The organism is Pseudomonas paraeruginosa PA7 (assembly GCF_000017205.1).
Lineage (GTDB): Bacteria > Pseudomonadota > Gammaproteobacteria > Pseudomonadales > Pseudomonadaceae > Pseudomonas > Pseudomonas paraeruginosa.
The window spans coordinates 5641439-5659154 of record NC_009656.1 but is presented as its reverse complement, the minus strand read 5'-3'; the positions used below and the strand labels follow the sequence as shown (position 1 = coordinate 5659154).

16 protein-coding genes are annotated in these 17716 nt (G+C 65.4%); 12 read left to right on the top strand and 4 right to left on the bottom strand.

Annotation, left to right across the window (positions count from 1 at the left end; all coding sequences use genetic code 11):
* Positions 1-33 precede the first annotated feature (33 nt).
* Positions 34-1707 carry a lactate permease LctP family transporter gene (locus PSPA7_RS26205; protein WP_012077501.1) on the bottom strand — a complete coding sequence of 558 codons (1674 nt, stop codon included), beginning with the start codon at positions 1705-1707 and terminating at the stop codon, positions 34-36.
* Positions 1708-2035: 328 nt separating this feature from the next.
* On the opposite strand from PSPA7_RS26205, the gene PSPA7_RS26200 reads away from it, so the two are divergent.
* A complete protein-coding gene (locus PSPA7_RS26200) occupies positions 2036-2809 on the top strand; it encodes an FCD domain-containing protein (RefSeq protein WP_012077500.1) in 774 nt (257 codons plus the stop codon).
* Positions 2810-2830: 21 nt separating this feature from the next.
* Here PSPA7_RS26200 and smpB read toward each other — a convergent pair whose 3' ends face one another.
* Positions 2831-3310: an SsrA-binding protein SmpB gene (gene smpB, locus PSPA7_RS26195; RefSeq protein ID WP_003100496.1), complete on the bottom strand. Its 480-nt coding sequence runs from the start codon at positions 3308-3310 to the stop codon at positions 2831-2833.
* Between the two features lie 274 nt (positions 3311-3584).
* Between smpB and PSPA7_RS26190 the strand changes: the two genes are divergently transcribed.
* Both PSPA7_RS26190 and PSPA7_RS26185 read left to right on the top strand, forming a co-directional pair.
* Positions 3585-4019 (top strand): type II toxin-antitoxin system RatA family toxin, encoded by a 435-nt coding sequence (locus PSPA7_RS26190; RefSeq protein ID WP_003148703.1) that lies wholly within the window; start codon positions 3585-3587, stop codon positions 4017-4019.
* A complete protein-coding gene (locus PSPA7_RS26185) occupies positions 4012-4314 on the top strand; it encodes an RnfH family protein (protein ID WP_012077499.1) in 303 nt (100 codons plus the stop codon). Before PSPA7_RS26190 ends, PSPA7_RS26185 begins: the two co-directional genes overlap by 8 nt.
* A gap of 66 nt (positions 4315-4380) precedes the next feature.
* Here the strand turns inward: PSPA7_RS26185 and PSPA7_RS26180 are convergent, their stop codons facing one another.
* Positions 4381-4911: an outer membrane protein assembly factor BamE gene (locus PSPA7_RS26180; protein WP_003148707.1), complete on the bottom strand. Its 531-nt coding sequence runs from the start codon at positions 4909-4911 to the stop codon at positions 4381-4383.
* 97 nt (positions 4912-5008) lie between these two features.
* Between PSPA7_RS26180 and fur the strand changes: the two genes are divergently transcribed.
* The gene (fur, locus tag PSPA7_RS26175) at positions 5009-5413 is read left to right on the top strand and encodes a ferric iron uptake transcriptional regulator (RefSeq protein WP_003121081.1); all 405 of its coding nucleotides are present in this window, start codon (positions 5009-5011) and stop codon (positions 5411-5413) included.
* Positions 5414-5478: 65 nt separating this feature from the next.
* On the opposite strand, the gene recN is transcribed toward fur, so the two are convergent.
* A complete protein-coding gene (recN, locus tag PSPA7_RS26170; RefSeq protein WP_012077497.1) occupies positions 5479-7155 on the bottom strand; it encodes a DNA repair protein RecN in 1677 nt (558 codons plus the stop codon).
* 171 nt (positions 7156-7326) lie between these two features.
* Between recN and grpE the strand changes: the two genes are divergently transcribed.
* The 8 genes from grpE to greA all read left to right on the top strand — a co-directional run bounded on the left by grpE (position 7327) and on the right by greA (position 17708).
* Positions 7327-7896 (top strand): nucleotide exchange factor GrpE, encoded by a 570-nt coding sequence (gene grpE / locus PSPA7_RS26165; RefSeq protein ID WP_012077496.1) that lies wholly within the window; start codon positions 7327-7329, stop codon positions 7894-7896.
* Positions 7897-7986: 90 nt separating this feature from the next.
* Positions 7987-9900, top strand: coding sequence for a molecular chaperone DnaK (gene dnaK / locus PSPA7_RS26160; RefSeq protein ID WP_012077495.1), 1914 nt, complete (start codon positions 7987-7989; stop codon positions 9898-9900).
* Between the two features lie 117 nt (positions 9901-10017).
* Entirely contained in the window at positions 10018-11151 is a 1134-nt protein-coding gene (dnaJ, locus tag PSPA7_RS26155) for a molecular chaperone DnaJ (RefSeq protein WP_003148711.1), read from the top strand.
* A 55-nt stretch (positions 11152-11206) separates the two neighbouring features.
* The gene (gene dapB / locus PSPA7_RS26150) at positions 11207-12013 is read left to right on the top strand and encodes a 4-hydroxy-tetrahydrodipicolinate reductase (RefSeq protein WP_012077494.1); all 807 of its coding nucleotides are present in this window, start codon (positions 11207-11209) and stop codon (positions 12011-12013) included.
* A 182-nt stretch (positions 12014-12195) separates the two neighbouring features.
* Entirely contained in the window at positions 12196-13332 is a 1137-nt protein-coding gene (gene carA, locus PSPA7_RS26145) for a glutamine-hydrolyzing carbamoyl-phosphate synthase small subunit (protein ID WP_012077493.1), read from the top strand.
* A gap of 11 nt (positions 13333-13343) precedes the next feature.
* A complete protein-coding gene (gene leuE, locus PSPA7_RS26140) occupies positions 13344-13994 on the top strand; it encodes a leucine efflux protein LeuE (protein ID WP_012077492.1) in 651 nt (216 codons plus the stop codon).
* A gap of 19 nt (positions 13995-14013) precedes the next feature.
* Positions 14014-17235 (top strand): carbamoyl-phosphate synthase large subunit, encoded by a 3222-nt coding sequence (carB, locus tag PSPA7_RS26135; RefSeq protein WP_003148721.1) that lies wholly within the window; start codon positions 14014-14016, stop codon positions 17233-17235.
* Positions 17232-17708 carry a transcription elongation factor GreA gene (greA, locus tag PSPA7_RS26130; protein ID WP_003095206.1) on the top strand — a complete coding sequence of 159 codons (477 nt, stop codon included), beginning with the start codon at positions 17232-17234 and terminating at the stop codon, positions 17706-17708. Before carB ends, greA begins: the two co-directional genes overlap by 4 nt.
* Positions 17709-17716: the final 8 nt, after the last annotated feature.

Below are 17716 nucleotides of genomic sequence, written 5' to 3'. Positions count from 1 at the left end.
GCGCGCCGGCCGGCGCGGCCCCGTCGGCGCGAGTCAGTGCACCAGCATGCCGGTAAAGACGTAAGCCTGGGCCAGGGTGATCAGGCCGACCAGCGCGGCGAAGATCAGGCTGTGCTTCAGGGTGAAGCGGAACAGGTCGGATTCCTTGCCGACCATTCCGGTCGCGGCGCAGGCCACGGCGATGGATTGCGGGGAAATCATCTTGCCGGTCACGCCGCCGCTGGTGTTGGCCGCCACCAGCAGGGTGTCGCTGACCCCGATCTGGTGCGCGGTGGTCGATTGCAGCGAGCTGAACAGGGCGTTGGACGAGGTATCCGAACCGGTCAGGAACACCCCCAGCCAGCCGAGGAACGGCGAGAAGAACGGGAAGGCCGCGCCGGTGCCGGCCAGGACCAGGGCCAGGGTGGTGGACATGCCCGAGTAGTTGGTGACGAAGGCGAAGGCCAGGACCATGCCGATGGACAGGATCGGCCACTTCAGTTCTATCAGCACTTCCTTGAAAGTGGTAATACCAATTTTCGGAGCGATGCGCAGGATGAACATCGAGACCACCGCGGAGAGGAAGATCGCGGTGCCGGTGGCGGAGATCGGGTCGAACTTGAACACCGCGGCGATAGGCGCGGTGCTGGTGGCGATAGGCGCGCCCTTGAGCACCAGTTGGTCGAGGTGCGGGATGGCGAAGTTGAATACCAGCCAGTAGAGATCGCCGCCGGGGGCGAACATCGCCTTGAACGGCTTCAGCGTCCAGATGGTCACCAGCACGGTGAGCACCAGGAAGGGCGACCAGGCCTTGAGGATCTCGCCGAAGCTGTAAGGGGATGGTTCCACGCCGCGCTGCCCGCCGCCGGCCAGCGCCGCGCCGCCGTTGCCGGCCTCCACCGCGGCTGCGCCCTGCGGTTGCCAGACCTTGAGGAACAGGGTCAGGGAAACCAGGCTGACCAGCGCCGAGGTGATATCCGGCAGTTCCGGGCCGATGAAGTTCGAGGTCAGGTACTGGGTGATGGCGAAACTGCCGCCGGCGACGATCGCGGCCGGCCAGGTTTCGCGGATGCCGCGCCAGCCGTCCATCATGAACACCAGCCAGAACGGCACCAGGATCGACAGGAAGGGCAGCTGGCGGCCGGTCATGGCGCCGATCTTGAAGGCGTCGATACCGGTCACCTGGCCGGCGACGACGATCGGGATGCCCAGTGCGCCGAAGGCCACCGGCGCTGTATTGGCGATCAGGCAGAGGCCGGCGGCGTACAGCGGATTGAAGCCGAGGCCGACGAGCAGGGCGGCGGTGATCGCCACCGGCGCGCCGAATCCGGCGGCGCCCTCGAGGAAGGCGCCGAAGGAGAAGCCGATCAGCAGCACCTGCAGGCGCTGGTCGCCGGTGATCGACAGCACCGAGCTGCGGATCACCTCGAACTGGCCGCTCTTCACCGTCAGCTTGTAGAGGAACACCGCGGCGACGATGATCCAGGCGATCGGCCAGAGGCCGTAGAGGAAGCCGTAGCCGGCGGCGGCGAAGGCCATGTCGGCGGGCATGCGGAAGGCGAAGATGGCCACCGCGATGGCCAGGGCCAGGGTGACACTGCCGGCGATGTGGCCTTTCAGGCGGAACACCGCAAGGGCGAGGAAGAAGAACACGATCGGGATGACGGCGGCGGCGGCCGACAGGCCGAGACTGCCCAGGGGGGTATAGAGTTGCTGCCAGGCTTGCATGGGGGTTGGCTCCCTAATTGTTGTTGGGTTTGCCTGTGACCAGATCGGACGGGCGCCGAGACCTGTGTGTGCAAGGGCGCTGGGCAGTCGAATCTGGCGAAGTTCGCTTAATTGGTAAGACCAATTTACAAGAGCGAGCGCTCAGGTTAAAAGTCAGGCGTTCGGCGTGTCAATTTGCCCGTCTACGACTTTTGTCTAAGAGGTGGTAGGCCAGGCCTTTGGCGCCTGGCTTGTAGTGCGGAATGCGGCTCGGTACGCTTCCTCTCTTTTTCGCGCTGGGCGCATGGCAGAGGCTTTGCGACAAAGCTTCGGTTGAAGGTGTCGGGATATGGAATTTGGTCAGGTCAGGCAGCGCCGTCTGTCGGATGACATCGTGGCGCAGCTCGAGGCGATGATCCTGGAGGGCACGCTGAAGTCCGGCGAGCGGCTGCCGGCCGAGCGCGTGCTCGCCGAGCAGTTCGGGGTTTCCCGTCCGTCGCTGCGCGAGGCGATCCAGAAGCTGGTGGCAAAGGGGCTGCTGGTCAGCCGCCAGGGTGGTGGCAACTATGTGACCGAGTCGCTGGGCGCGACTTTCAGCGACCCGTTGCTGCACCTGCTGGAGGGCAATCCGGATGCCCAGCGCGACCTGCTGGAGTTCCGCCACACCCTGGAGGGATCCTGCGCCTACTACGCGGCGTTGCGCGCCACCTCCCTGGATCACCAGCGTCTCACCGAGGCCTTCGAGGCATTGCAGGAATGCTATGCGCGCAACGACCAGGTCAGCGCGGAAGAGGGCGCCGCCGACGCGCGCTTCCACCTGGCGATCGCCGAGGCCAGCCACAACACAGTGCTGCTGCACACCATCAAGGGCCTGTTCGACCTGCTGCGGCGCAACGTGGTGACCAATATCGGCGGGATGTACGCGCAGCGCACGGAAACCCGCGCGCAGCTGATGGAGCAGCATCAGCGCCTGTACGACGCGATCGTCAGCGGTCAGGCGGAGCTGGCCCGGGAAGTGTCCAACCAGCACATCCACTATGTGCAGGAGGTCCTGGCGGAGGTCCAGGAAGAGGCGCGCAGGATGAAGCGCTCGCAGCGCCGGCGCAGCGTGCAGGAAGACTAGCGGGGCACGGCAGGGACGCTGTCAGTCGTCCTTGCCGTGGCGCATGGCGCGCTGGATCTCCCGGTCGGAGTCGCGCTCCTTCTCGGTGTGGCGCTTGTCGAAGTCCTTCTTGCCCTTGGCCAGGGCGATCTCGCACTTGACCAGGTGCTTCTTCCAGTACATCGACAGGGCAACGCAGGCGTAGCCCTTCTGTTGCACGGCACCGAACAGCTTGCCCAGTTCGCGCTTGTGCAGCAGCAACTTGCGCGTGCGCACCGGGTCGGCGATCACGTGCGTGCTGGCGGTCGTCAGCGGCGTGATGTGGCTGCCGAGCAGCCAGGCCTCGCCGTCCTTGAGCAGCACGTAGCTGTCGACCAGCTGGGCCTTGCCGGCGCGCAGGCTTTTCACTTCCCAGCCCGCCAGGGCGACGCCCGCCTCGAAGCGTTGTTCGATGAAGTAGTCGTGCAGAGCCTTCTTGTTCTGCGCGATGGTCCCCGAAGGGTGTTTCTTCTGCTTAGCCATAGGCGGCGCATTATAGGGAGTCGCCGGCTTCCCCGCTATGGGGCGGCGTCGCGCTTGAGGGATAGAGGTGAATTTCGGACAATGCCCACTCTTTTCCTGGCCGCTGGCCAAGGTTTTGTAAGAAAAGTCTTCAAGTGGCATCAGGCCGCGCGGAACGTCTTTTCCTCGGACCCTGGTCCCGGTCGGCGGGCGCAGCGCGCCGTCGGAGCGGCTGCCGCCGCCTCGCCGGCTATGCTTGGGGAGTCGCCCGCTCGACAGCAGAAGTGAGAGTTCTATGAGCACCCATATCCAGCGTTCGGCGCTGTTGCCTTATCCCGCCCGCGCGCTGTTCGATCTGGTGAACGACGTGAGGCGCTATCCGGAGTTTCTGCCCTGGTGTTCTGCCAGCGAGGTGCTGGAGGAGAGCGAAAGCCTGATGCGCGCCGAACTGACCGTGGCCAAGGGCAGCCTCAGCCAGCGCTTCACCACGCGCAACGTGCTGGTGCCCGGGGTATCCATCGAGATGAACCTGGAGAACGGTCCCTTCACCGAACTGCATGGCGTCTGGCAGTTCAAGGCGCTGGGCGAGAAGGCCTGCAAGATCACCCTGGACCTGACCTTCGACTACGCCGGTCCGCTGGTCAAGGCGACCCTCGGTCCGCTGTTCACCCAGGCAGCCAACACCATGGTCGATGCTTTCTGCCAGCGCGCCAAGCAACTGTATGGCTGAGATCGCCGTCGAGGTGGTCTATGCCCTGCCCGAGCGCCAGGCGCTGCTGCGCCTGAGCGTGCCGGCGGGGACCAGCGCGCGCGAAGCGGTGCGGCTCTCTGGTATCGCCGAGGTTTTTCCGGAACTGGACATACACTGCTGTCCGCTGGGTATCTTCGGCAAGGCCCTGGCGAATCCGGAGGAGCGGCCGTTGGAGGCCGGTGAGCGGGTGGAGATCTACCGGCCGTTGATCGCCGACCCCAAGGAGGTCCGCAAGCAGCGCGCCGCGCGGGCCCGGGCCGAGCGCGGCGACTGAGTCCGTCTCGCGCACCCACGAAAAAGCCCGGTGTTCGCCGGGCTTTTTCGTGGAACCACCAGCTCTTTATTGCGGGCTGGGATCCAGCGGTTCGGGTGTGGGAACCGGGACCGGTTGGGCCTCGTCCACTTCGCGCTGCAGCTGTTCCAGCGTGGAGCCCGGTTTCGGCGGCTCTTCCTTCTGTTCTTCCGGCTTCTGCTGGTCGGCCGGCTGGGTGACCGTGGTGCTGCCTTCCTTGCCGAGGATCGCTTCGTCGCGGCTGACGCCGGGCATGAAGTCGCCGTTCAGGCCGGCCAGTTGGTCGGCGTCGTTGAAGAACAGGCTGACGCGCTCCTGCTGGCGGCGACCGCCACCGGGCTGGATGCTGTAGAGATAGTCCCAGCGATTGGCGTGGAAGGTGTCGACGATCAGCGGGTTGCCCATGATAAACCGCACTTGGCGTCGGGTCATTCCGGGACGCAACTGGTCTATCATGTCCTGAGTTACGACGTTGCCTTGCTGGATGTCGATTTTATAGACGCCAGGGAACGAGCAACCGGCGAGTGCGGCAAGCCCCGCGAAAGCGAGACAGGTCAGCATGAGCTTGGCGTTTTGCATCGGTGAGCGACTTCCACTATCTTGGCTGGGCAAATAAAAGCCCGATCATACCCGTATTCCGGGATGCTGCGAAACATCCCGCGCTGAGAAAGCAGACATGGTTGAAAATAGCGAACTTCGAAAAGCCGGCCTTAAAGTGACCCTGCCGCGGGTCAAGATCCTGCAGATGCTCGACTCCGCCGAGCAACGCCACATGAGCGCCGAAGACGTGTACAAGGCGCTGATGGATGCGGGCGAGGACGTGGGCCTGGCGACCGTCTATCGGGTGCTGACCCAGTTCGAGGCCGCCGGCCTGGTGGTGCGTCACAACTTCGATGGCGGCCATGCCGTGTTCGAGCTTGCCGACAGCGGCCACCACGACCACATGGTCTGCGTCGATACCGGCGAAGTGATCGAGTTCATGGATGCCGAGATCGAGAAGCGGCAGAAGGAGATCGTGCGCGAGCGCGGCTTCGAACTGGTCGATCACAATCTGGTGCTCTACGTACGCAAGAAAAAGTAAGCGTGCACGGATACGAAAACGGCGACCCGAAGGTCGCCGTTTTCATTTCTGCCCGGGGAGGTATCTCAGCTCTGCGCCGCCAGGTTTACCAGCTTCTTCGCGTGGGCCAGGGATTCCTTGGTCAGGTCGACGCCGCCGAGCATGCGCGCGATCTCCTCGATCCGCTGCGCCTTGTTCAGATTGGCCACGGCTGTACGGGTCTCGCTGCTGCCGCGCTCCTTGTGCACGAACAGGTGCTGGTGGCCCTGGGCGGCGACCTGCGGCAGGTGGGTAACGGTCAGGACCTGGCCGCGCTCGCCGAGGCGTCGGAGCAACTGGCCGACCACTTCGGCGGTGGGGCCGCCGATGCCGACGTCGACTTCGTCGAAGACCAGGGTCGGGATGCGCGAGGTCTGCGCGGTGATCACCTGGATCGCCAGGCTGATCCGCGACAGCTCGCCGCCCGAGGCGACCTTGGCCAGCCCTTTCAGCGGCTGCCCGGGGTTGGCGCTGACCAGGAACTCCACGCTTTCCAGGCCGTTGGCCTGCGGTTCGTGGGTGTCGGCGGGACGCAGGACGATGGCGAAGCGCCCCCCGGGCATGCCCAGGCGTTGCATCTCCTGCTCGACGCAGGCGGCCAGTGGCTCGGCCGCGGCCTGGCGCAGGCGGCTCAGCTCATCGGCCTTTTCCTGGTAGTGGCGGGCGTAGGCGGCCAGCTCGTCGCCCAGTCGCTCGACCGCCTCGTCGTCGGCGTTCAGCGCCTCCAGTTCGTCGAACAGGCGCTGCTGCAGGTCGGCCAGTTCGGTCGGCTGGACCCGATGCTTGCGCGCCAGTGAATAGATGGCGTCGAGGCGTTCCTCGACCTGCTGCTGGCGGTTGGGATCGGCGTCGAAGTGATCGACGAAGCGGTTCAGTTCGCCGATCGCCTCCTCGACCTGGATCTGCGCGCTGGACAGCAGGTTGACCGCTTCACCGAGCGCGCCCGGCTGGCTGCTGAACGAGGTCAGGCGGTTGAGGCTGGCATTGAGCGCGGAAAGCACGTTGCCGGCGTCGCTCTCGCTGCACATCTCCACCACCTGGCGGCAGGCGGCGAGCAGGCTCTCGGCATTGCTCAGGGTCTTCTGTTCCTGCTCCAGGCTTTCCAGTTCGTTCTCGCCAAGGGACAGGTTCTCCAGTTCTTCCAACTGGTAGCTGAGCAGCTGATGACGGGCGCGCTGCTCGTCGCCGCTGCGCGACAGGCGCTCGAGTTCCTGGCTGGTCTGCTTCCAGCGCTGCGCGGCCAGTTGCACCTGGCGGGCGAGTTCCTGGCAGCCGGCGTACTCGTCGAGCAGGCGGCGGTGGGTCTCGCTCTTCAGCAGCGACTGGTGCTCGTGCTGGCTGTGGATATCGATCAGCAGCTCGCCGAGGCTCTTCAGGTCGCCGAGCGGGCAGGGCGTGCCATTGATGTAGGCGCGCGAACGGCCCTCGGCGGTGATCACCCGGCGCAGGATGCACGGACCGTCCTGCTCGAGGTCGCGTTCGGCGAGCCAGTCGCGGGCCTCGGCGATGGCGCTGACGTCGAAGCTGGCGAGGATGTCGGCCTTGTCCGCGCCGGGGCGGACCGCGCCGCTGTCGGCGCGGTCGCCGAGGGTGAGGCCGAGGGCGTCGAGCATGATCGACTTGCCCGCGCCGGTCTCGCCGGTGATCACGGTCATGCCGGTGGCGAGCTCGAGGTCCAGGTGCTCGACGATGGCGTAGTTGTGAACGGACAGGTGAACCAGCATGGCGGGCGGCTCCGTGGGTTTTGTCTGGTTATTTATACAGTATTTTTTCCGCCTGGCAATTGCCGCTCGCCCCCTTGAAGGTGGCGAACCCGACCCCATATAGGGGGCAACGTTTAGCGAACCCACGCGTTCGCCTTGTATTTGCCAGCTTATTTTGTGAAGGAGAGTGGCATGGCTGACGAACAGCAGCAGACCCTGGACCCGCAAGCCCCCGAGCAGACCGATGCGCCGGAAGCAGCCAAGGATCTGACCGCCCGCGTGCAGGAACTGGAAGAGCAACTGGCCGCGGCCCAGGACCAGTCCCTGCGCCTGGTCGCCGACCTGCAGAACGTGCGCCGCCGCGCCGAGCAGGACGTGGAGAAGGCGCACAAGTTCGCCCTGGAGAAGTTCGCCGGCGACCTGCTGGCGGTGGTCGACACCCTCGAGCGCGGCCTGCAGATGTCCAATCCCGACGACGAAGCGATCAGGCCGATGCGCGAAGGGATGGAGCTGACCCTGAAGATGTTCGACGACACCCTGCGCCGCTACCAGGTGGAGGCGATCAACCCCGAGGGCGAGCCCTTCAATCCCGAGCAGCACCAGGCGATGGTGATGGAGGAGAGCGCGACCGCCGAGCCCGGCAGCGTGCTGAAGGTGTTCCAGAAAGGCTACCTGATCAGCGGTCGCCTGCTGCGCCCGGCGATGGTCGTGGTGAGCAAGGCGCCGAGCGAAACCCCGCCGTCGATCGACGAACAGGCTTGAAATTTGCTCCGCTGACCCCATCTGGGTAGTCAACCGAGCGGGAGATCCGGCAGACGGATCGCACGGAATCAAAGTTTCTGGAGAGTGAATATGGGCAAAATCATTGGCATCGACCTGGGTACCACCAACTCCTGCGTGGCTATCCTGGAGAACGGTAACGTCAAGGTCATCGAGAACGCCGAGGGCGCGCGTACCACCCCCTCGATCATCGCCTACACCAACGATGGCGAGACCCTGGTGGGCCAGCCGGCCAAGCGCCAGGCGGTCACCAACCCGCAGAACACCCTGTACGCGGTGAAGCGCCTGATCGGCCGCCGCTTCGAAGAGAACGTGGTGCAGAAAGACATCCAGATGGTGCCGTACAGCATCGTCAAGGCCGACAACGGTGACGCCTGGGTGGAAGTGAAGGGCCAGAAGATGGCGCCTCCGCAGATCTCCGCCGAAGTGCTGAAGAAAATGAAGAAGACCGCCGAAGACTATCTCGGCGAGCCGGTCACCGAAGCGGTGATCACCGTTCCGGCCTACTTCAACGACAGCCAGCGCCAGGCCACCAAGGACGCCGGTCGGATCGCCGGTCTGGACGTCAAGCGGATCATCAACGAGCCGACCGCCGCGGCGCTGGCCTATGGCCTGGACAAGGCCAAGGGCGACCACACCGTGATCGTCTATGACCTGGGCGGCGGTACCTTCGACGTGTCGGTGATCGAGATCGCCGAAGTCGACGGCGAGCACCAGTTCGAAGTGCTGGCCACCAACGGCGACACCTTCCTCGGCGGCGAAGACTTCGACATCCGCCTGATCGACTACCTCGTCGACGAGTTCAAGAAGGAAAGCGGCATCAACCTGAAGGGCGACCCGCTGGCCATGCAGCGCCTGAAGGAAGCCGCCGAGAAAGCCAAGATCGAGCTGTCCTCGACCCAGCAGACCGACGTCAACCTGCCGTACGTGACGGCCGACGCCAGCGGTCCGAAGCACCTGAACGTCAAGGTTTCCCGCGCCAAGCTGGAGTCCCTGGTCGAAGACCTGGTGCAGCGCACCATCGAGCCGTGCCGCACCGCGCTGAAGGATGCCGGCCTGGATGTTTCCGATATCCATGAAGTGATTCTGGTCGGTGGCCAGACCCGCATGCCGCTGGTGCAGAAGACCGTTGCCGAGTTCTTCGGCAAGGAAGCGCGCAAGGACGTCAACCCGGACGAAGCCGTGGCTGTCGGTGCCGCCATCCAGGGCGCGGTCCTGGCCGGCGACGTGAAGGACGTGCTGCTGCTCGACGTGACCCCGCTGACCCTGGGCATCGAGACCCTGGGCGGGGTGATGACCGGCCTGATCGAGAAGAACACCACCATCCCGACCAAGAAGTCGCAGGTGTTCTCCACCGCCGACGACAACCAGGGCGCGGTGACCATCCACGTGCTGCAGGGCGAGCGCAAGCAGGCCGCGCAGAACAAGTCGCTGGGCAAGTTCGACCTGGCCGACATTCCGCCGGCTCCGCGCGGCGTGCCGCAGATCGAAGTGACCTTCGACATCGACGCCAACGGCATCCTGCACGTCTCGGCGAAGGACAAGGCCACCGGCAAGCAGCAGTCGATCGTGATCAAGGCGTCTTCCGGCCTGTCCGAGGACGAGATCCAGCAGATGGTCCGCGACGCCGAGGCGAACGCCGAGGAAGACCGCAAGTTCGAGGAACTGGCGGCCGCGCGCAACCAGGGCGACGCGCTGGTCCATGCGACCCGCAAGATGATCACCGAGGCGGGCGACAAGGCCACCGCCGAGGACAAGGCGACCATCGAGAAGGCGCTGGGCGAGCTGGAAGTGGCGGTGAAGGGCGACGACAAGGCCGAGATCGAGGCCAAGATGAACGCCCTGTCCCAGGCTTCCGCCCCGCTGGCGCAGAAGATGTACGCCGAGCAGGCCCAGCAGGGCGAAGGCGCTGCCCAGGGCGAGCAGGCGAAATCCGCTGACGACGTGGTGGACGCCGAGTTCGAAGAGGTCAAGGACAACAAGTAAGCCCCGGCTTGCTTCTGCCCCGCGTGCCGGTCCTCGGCCGGTACGCATGATCCGCCACGCGGGAGCCTGCTCCCGCGTTGGCGTGTCTGGAGGGTCCTTATTTGAGACGGAAAGGTTATGGCGAAACGAGACTTTTACGAGGTTCTGGGGGTTGAGCGCGGCGCCAGCGAGGCGGACCTGAAGAAGGCCTACCGCCGCCTGGCGATGAAATACCACCCGGACCGCAATCCTGGCGACAAGGAAGCCGAGGACAAGTTCAAGGAGGCCAACGAGGCCTACGAGGTCCTGTCGGATGCCAGCAAGCGGGCGGCCTACGACCAGTACGGCCATGCCGGCGTCGATCCGAACATGGGCGGCGGCGCCGGCGCCGGCTTCGGCGGGGCGAGCTTCTCCGACATCTTCGGCGATGTGTTCAGTGACTTCTTCGGCGGCGGCGGCGGTCGTGGCGGTGCGCGCGGTGGCGCGCAGCGCGGCGCGGACCTGCGCTACACCCTGGACCTCGACCTGGAAGAGGCGGTACGCGGCACTACCGTCACCATCCGCGTGCCGACCCTGGTCGGTTGCAAGACCTGCAACGGCAGCGGCGCCAAGCCCGGCACCACACCGGTCACCTGTACCACTTGCGGCGGTATCGGCCAGGTGCGCATGCAGCAGGGCTTCTTCTCGGTCCAGCAGACCTGCCCGCGTTGCCACGGCACCGGCAAGATGATTTCCGATCCCTGTGGCTCCTGCCATGGCCAGGGGCGCGTGGAAGAACAGAAGACCCTGTCGGTGAAAGTGCCGGCCGGCGTCGACACCGGCGACCGCATCCGCCTCACCGGCGAAGGCGAGGCCGGCAGCATGGGTGGTCCGGCGGGCGACCTGTACGTGGTGGTCAATGTGCGCGAGCATCCGATCTTCCAGCGCGACGGCAAGCACCTCTACTGCGAGGTGCCGATCAGCTTCGCCGACGCGGCGCTGGGCGGCGAGCTGGAAGTGCCGACCCTGGATGGCCGGGTCAAGCTGAAGATCCCGGAAAGCACCCAGACCGGCAAGCTGTTCCGCCTGCGCGGCAAGGGCGTGGCTCCGGTGCGCGGCGGCGGCGCCGGCGACCTGATGTGCAAGGTGGTGGTGGAAACCCCGGTGAACCTGGACAAGCGCCAGCGCGAGCTGCTCGAGGAGTTCCGCAAGTCGTTGCAGAGCGACACCTCGCATTCGCCCAAGGCCAGTGGCTGGTTCGAAGGCATGAAGCGTTTCTTCGACGACCTATAAACAAAGCCATGGGCGCGGCCTGACAGCCGCGTCCGGGTTCCGCGTGGAGTGGTTTATGCGACGTATAGCCGTAGTGGGCGCCGCCGGGCGCATGGGCAAGAACCTGATCGAGGCCGTTCAGCAGACCGGCGGTGCCGCCGGGCTGACGGCGGCGGTGGATCGTCCGGACAGCACCCTGGTGGGGGCGGACGCCGGCGAGCTGGCCGGGCTGGGGCGGATCGGCGTGCCGCTGTCCGGTGACCTGGGCAAGGTCTGCGAGGAGTTCGACGTCCTCATCGATTTCACCCACCCTTCCGTGACCCTGAAGAACATCGAGCAGTGCCGCAAGGCGCGCCGCGCGATGGTCATCGGTACCACCGGCTTCAGTGCCGACGAGAAGCTGCTGCTGGCCGAGGCGGCGAAGGACATCCCGATCGTCTTCGCCGCCAACTTCAGCGTCGGCGTCAATCTTTGCCTGAAGCTGCTGGATACCGCCGCGCGAGTGCTGGGCGACGAGGTGGACATCGAGATCATCGAAGCCCACCACCGACACAAGGTCGATGCGCCGTCCGGCACCGCGCTGCGCATGGGCGAGGTGGTGGCCCAGGCGCTCGGCCGCGACCTGCGGGAAGTGGCGGTCTACGGTCGCGAGGGGCAGACCGGCGCGCGCGCGCGGGAAACCATCGGCTTCGCCACCGTGCGCGCCGGTGACGTGGTGGGTGACCACACCGTGCTGTTCGCCGCCGAGGGCGAGCGGGTGGAGATCACCCACAAGGCTTCCAGCCGCATGACCTTCGCTCGCGGCGCGGTACGCGCGGCGCTGTGGCTGGAGGGCAAGGAGAGCGGCCTGTACGACATGCAGGACGTGCTCGGCCTGCGCTGAGAGACTGCCGCACGTCGTCTTATTGGTGGACCGGAATGTCGCGATTCTGTAAACTACAGCTTTAGTGTGTCCACTAAAAGCAGCGCAGCATGAATCGAAAAAAAGCGGGATGACTCTTCACGGTGTCATCCCGCTTTTTTACACCTGCGCGACCAGTCAGGCTTGATTTACGGGAGGTCTTCTTGACTAAGCCAGCCATACTTGCACTTGCCGACGGCAGCATTTTTCGCGGTGAAGCCATCGGTGCCGACGGCCAGACCGTTGGCGAGGTGGTGTTCAACACCGCCATGACCGGCTACCAGGAAATCCTCACCGATCCTTCCTACGCCCAGCAGATCGTCACCCTGACCTACCCGCACATCGGCAATACCGGCACCACCCCGGAAGACGCCGAGGCCAACCGCGTCTGGGCCGCCGGCCTGATCATCCGCGACCTGCCGCTGATCGCCAGCAACTGGCGCAGCCAGCAGTCGCTGCCTGACTACCTGAAAGCCAACGGCACCGTCGCCATCGCCGGCATCGACACTCGTCGCCTGACCCGCATCCTCCGCGAGAAGGGTTCGCAGAACGGCTGCATCCTGGCCGGTGCCGACGCTACCGAGGAGCGCGCGCTGGAACTGGCTCGCGCCTTCCCCGGCCTGAAGGGCATGGACCTGGCCAAGGAAGTCAGCACCACCGAGCGCTACGAATGGCGCTCCAGCGTCTGGAACCTGGAAAACGACAGCCACCCGGAGATCCCGGCCGGAGAGCTGCCGTACCATGTGGTGGCCTATGACTACGGCGTCAAGCTGAACATCCTGCGCATGCTGGTGGCGCGCGGCTGCCGCCTGACCGTGGTGCCGGCGCAGACGCCGGCCAGCGAAGTGCTGGCGCTGAACCCGGACGGCATCTTCCTTTCCAACGGCCCCGGCGATCCCGAGCCGTGCGACTACGCGATCCAGGCGATCCGCGAGTTCCTCGATACCGAGATCCCGGTGTTCGGCATCTGCCTCGGCCACCAGTTGCTGGCCCTGGCTTCCGGCGCCAAGACCCTGAAGATGGGCCACGGCCACCACGGCGCCAACCATCCGGTGCAGGACCTGGACAGCGGCGTGGTGATGATCACCAGCCAGAACCATGGCTTCGCGGTCGACGAGACGACCCTGCCGGGCAACCTGCGCGCCACCCACAAGTCGCTGTTCGACGGCACCCTGCAAGGCATCGAGCGCACCGACAAGGTCGCCTTCAGCTTCCAGGGCCACCCCGAGGCCAGTCCTGGCCCGCACGACGTCGCCCCGTTGTTCGACCGCTTCATCTCGGCGATGGCCGAGCGCCGCTGAGGAGCAGAGCCATGCCGACCCTGGGGATAACCGATTTCTGGACCTACGTGCTGGGTGTGGTTTTCGTGATCCTGTTGCCCGGACCGAACTCGTTGTTCGTCCTCGCGACCTCGGCCCAGCGTGGCGTGGCGACCGGTTACCGGGCCGCCTGCGGAGTGTTCCTCGGCGACGCGCTGCTGATGCTGCTGTCGGCCCTCGGCGTGGCGTCCCTGCTGAAGGCCGAGCCGATGCTGTTCGTCGGCCTGAAGTACCTCGGTGCGGCCTACCTGTTCTATCTCGGCGTCGGCATGCTGCGGGGCGCCTGGCGCAAGCTGCGCAACCCCGAGGCGACGGCGGCGCAGGCGGAACAGGTGGATGTCCACCAGCCGTTCCGCAAGGCGCTGCTGCTCAGTCTGTCGAACCCCAAGGCGATCCTGTTCTTCATCTCCTTCTTCATCCAGTTCGTCGATCCCGGCTATGCCTACCCGGGCCTGTCGTTCCTGGTGCTGGCGGTGATCCTGGAACTGGTCAGCGCCCTTTACCTGAGCTTCCTGATTTTCACCGGTGTGCGGCTGGCGGCCTGGTTCCGCCGGCGGCAACGGCTGGCTGCCGGCGCCACTTCGGGCGTCGGCGCCCTGTTCGTCGGCTTTGGTGTGAAGCTGGCCACCGCAACCCTGTCCTGATTATTGCAACGAGAGTCCCATGCCAAAACGTACAGACATAAAGAGCATCCTGATCCTCGGTGCCGGCCCCATCGTGATTGGCCAGGCCTGCGAATTCGACTACTCCGGCGCCCAGGCCTGCAAGGCCCTGCGCGAGGAGGGCTACCGCGTCATCCTGGTGAACTCCAACCCCGCGACCATCATGACCGACCCGGCGATGGCCGACGCCACCTACATCGAGCCGATCAAGTGGGCCACCGTGGCCAAGATCATCGAGAAGGAACGCCCCGACGCGCTGCTGCCGACCATGGGCGGGCAGACCGCGCTGAACTGCGCCCTGGACCTGGAGCGCCATGGCGTGCTGGAGAAGTTCGGCGTCGAGATGATCGGCGCCAACGCCGACACCATCGACAAGGCCGAGGACCGCTCGCGCTTCGACAGGGCGATGAAGGACATCGGCCTGGCCTGTCCGCGCTCGGGCATCGCCCACAGCATGGAAGAGGCCTATGGCGTGCTCGAGCAGGTCGGCTTCCCCTGCATCATCCGGCCGTCCTTCACCATGGGCGGCACCGGCGGCGGTATCGCCTACAACCGTGAAGAGTTCGAAGAGATCTGCGCCCGTGGCCTCGACCTGTCGCCGACCAACGAGCTGCTGATCGACGAGTCGCTGATCGGCTGGAAGGAATACGAGATGGAGGTGGTCCGCGACAAGAAGGACAACTGCATCATCGTCTGCTCCATCGAGAACTTCGACCCGATGGGCGTGCACACCGGTGACTCGATCACCGTGGCGCCGGCGCAGACCCTGACCGACAAGGAATACCAGATCATGCGCAACGCCTCTCTGGCGGTGCTGCGCGAGATCGGCGTGGAAACCGGCGGTTCCAACGTGCAGTTCGGCATCTGTCCGAACACCGGGCGCATGGTGGTGATCGAGATGAACCCGCGGGTTTCCCGCTCCTCGGCCCTGGCCTCCAAGGCCACCGGTTTCCCGATCGCCAAGATCGCCGCCAAGCTGGCGGTCGGCTACACCCTCGACGAACTGCAGAACGACATCACCGGCGGTCGCACCCCGGCGTCGTTCGAGCCGGCCATCGACTACGTGGTGACCAAGATCCCGCGTTTCGCCTTCGAGAAGTTCCCGAAGGCCGACGCCCGCCTGACCACCCAGATGAAGTCGGTCGGCGAAGTCATGGCCATCGGCCGGACCTTCCAGGAGTCGGTGCAGAAAGCCCTGCGCGGCCTGGAAGTCGGTGCCACCGGCTTCGACCCGAAGCTCGACCTGAACGACCCGGAAGCCCAGAGCATCCTCAAGCGCGAGCTGACCGTGCCCAGCGCCGAGCGCGTCTGGTACGTCGCCGACGCCTTCCGCGCCGGCAAGAGTGTCGAGGAAGTGTTCGAGCTGACCCGCATCGACGAATGGTTCCTGGTGCAGATCGAGGACCTGGTCAAGGATGAGGAGAAGGTCAAGACCCTCGGCCTGTCCTCCATCGATCGCGAGCTGATGTACAAGCTCAAGCGCAAGGGCTTCTCCGATGCGCGCCTGGCCAAGCTGCTCGGCGTCACCGAGAAGAACCTGCGCAGCCATCGCCACAAGCTGAAGGTGCTGCCGGTCTACAAGCGCGTCGATACCTGCGCCGCCGAGTTCGCCACCGACACCGCCTACATGTACTCGACCTACGAGGAAGAGTGCGAGGCCAACCCGTCGAACCGCGAGAAGATCATGATCCTCGGCGGCGGTCCGAACCGTATCGGCCAGGGCATCGAGTTCGACTACTGCTGCGTGCACGCGGCGCTGGCGATGCGCGAAGACGGCTACGAGACCATCATGGTCAACTGCAACCCGGAGACCGTCTCCACCGACTACGACACTTCCGACCGCCTGTACTTCGAGCCGGTGACCCTCGAGGACGTCCTCGAGATCGTCCGCGTCGAGCAGCCCAAGGGCGTGATCGTCCAGTACGGCGGGCAGACCCCGCTGAAGCTCTGCCGCGCCCTGGAAGAGGCCGGCGTGCCGATCATCGGCACCAGCCCGGACGCCATCGACCGTGCCGAAGACCGCGAGCGCTTCCAGCAGATGGTCCAGCGCCTGAACCTGCGCCAGCCGGCCAACGCCACCGCGCGCAGCGAAGACGAGGCGCTGGCCGCGTCCAAGGCCATCGGCTATCCGCTGGTGGTGCGCCCCTCCTACGTATTGGGAGGGCGGGCGATGGAAATCGTCTACCAGGAAGAAGAGCTCAAGCGCTACATGCGCGAGGCGGTGCAGGTTTCCAATGACAGCCCGGTGCTGCTCGACCACTTCCTCAACTGCGCCATCGAGGTCGACATCGACGCGGTATGCGACGGCGAGATCGTGGTGATCGGCGCGATCATGCAGCACATCGAGCAGGCTGGCGTGCACTCCGGCGACTCCGCCTGTTCGCTGCCGCCGTACTCGCTGCCGCAGCACATCCAGGACGAGATCCGCGAGCAGGTCAAGAAAATGGCCCTGGAGCTGGGCGTGGTCGGCCTGATGAACGTGCAGATGGCGGTGCAGGGCGAGGATATCTTCGTCATCGAGGTCAACCCGCGCGCCTCGCGCACCGTGCCGTTCGTCTCCAAGTGCGTCGGCGAGTCGCTGGCCAAGGTCGCCGCCCGCGTCATGGCCGGCAAGACCCTGGCCGAGGTCGGCTTCACCCAGGAAATCATCCCGCCGTTCTTCAGCGTCAAGGAAGCGGTGTTCCCGTTCGCCAAGTTCCCCGGCGTCGATCCGATCCTCGGCCCGGAAATGAAGTCCACTGGTGAAGTGATGGGCGTCGGTGATAGCTTTGCCGAAGCCTTTGCCAAGGCTCAGTTGGGGGCCAGCGAAATCCTCCCGACCGCCGGTTGCGCCTTCATCAGCGTCCGCGAAGACGACAAGCCGTTCGCCGCCCAGGTGGCCGGCGACCTGGTCGCGCTGGGCTTCGAGGTGGTGGCCACCGCCGGCACCGCGCGCGTCATCGAGGCCGCGGGCCTGCCGGTGCGTCGCGTGAACAAGGTGACCGAGGGCCGTCCGCACGTGGTGGACATGATCAAGAATGACGAAGTCACCCTGATCATCAACACCACCGAGGGTCGGCAATCCATCGCTGACTCCTACTCCATTCGTCGAAACGCCCTGCAGCACAAGATCTGCTGCACCACCACCATCGCGGGTGGGCAGGCGATCTGTGAGGCGCTCAAGTTCGGTCCCGAGAAGACCGTTCGGCGCCTGCAGGATCTCCACGCAGGAATCAAGGCATGAGCAAGTTCCCCATGACCGTCCAGGGCGCCCGCGCCCTGGAAGAAGAAGTGAAACACCTGAAGGGCGTGCTGCGCCCGCAGATCAGCCAGGCCATCGCCGAAGCGCGCGAACTGGGTGACCTCAAGGAAAACGCCGAGTACCACGCGGCACGCGAGCAGCAGGGCATGGTCGAGGCGCGCATCCGCGACATCGAGGCCAAGCTGTCCAACGCCCAGGTCATCGATGTCACCGCGATCCCGCACAGCGGCAAGGTGATCTTCGGCACCACCGTCGACATCGCCAACGTCGAGACCGACGAGACCGTGACCTACCAGATCGTCGGCGACGACGAGGCCGACATCAAGGGCGGCAAGATCTCGGTGAACTCGCCGATCGCCCGTGCACTGATCGGCAAGACCGAGGGGGATGCCGTGCTGGTGAGGACCCCGGGCGGCGATGTCGAGTACGAGATCGTCGAGGTTCGCCATATCTAAGCGCGCTC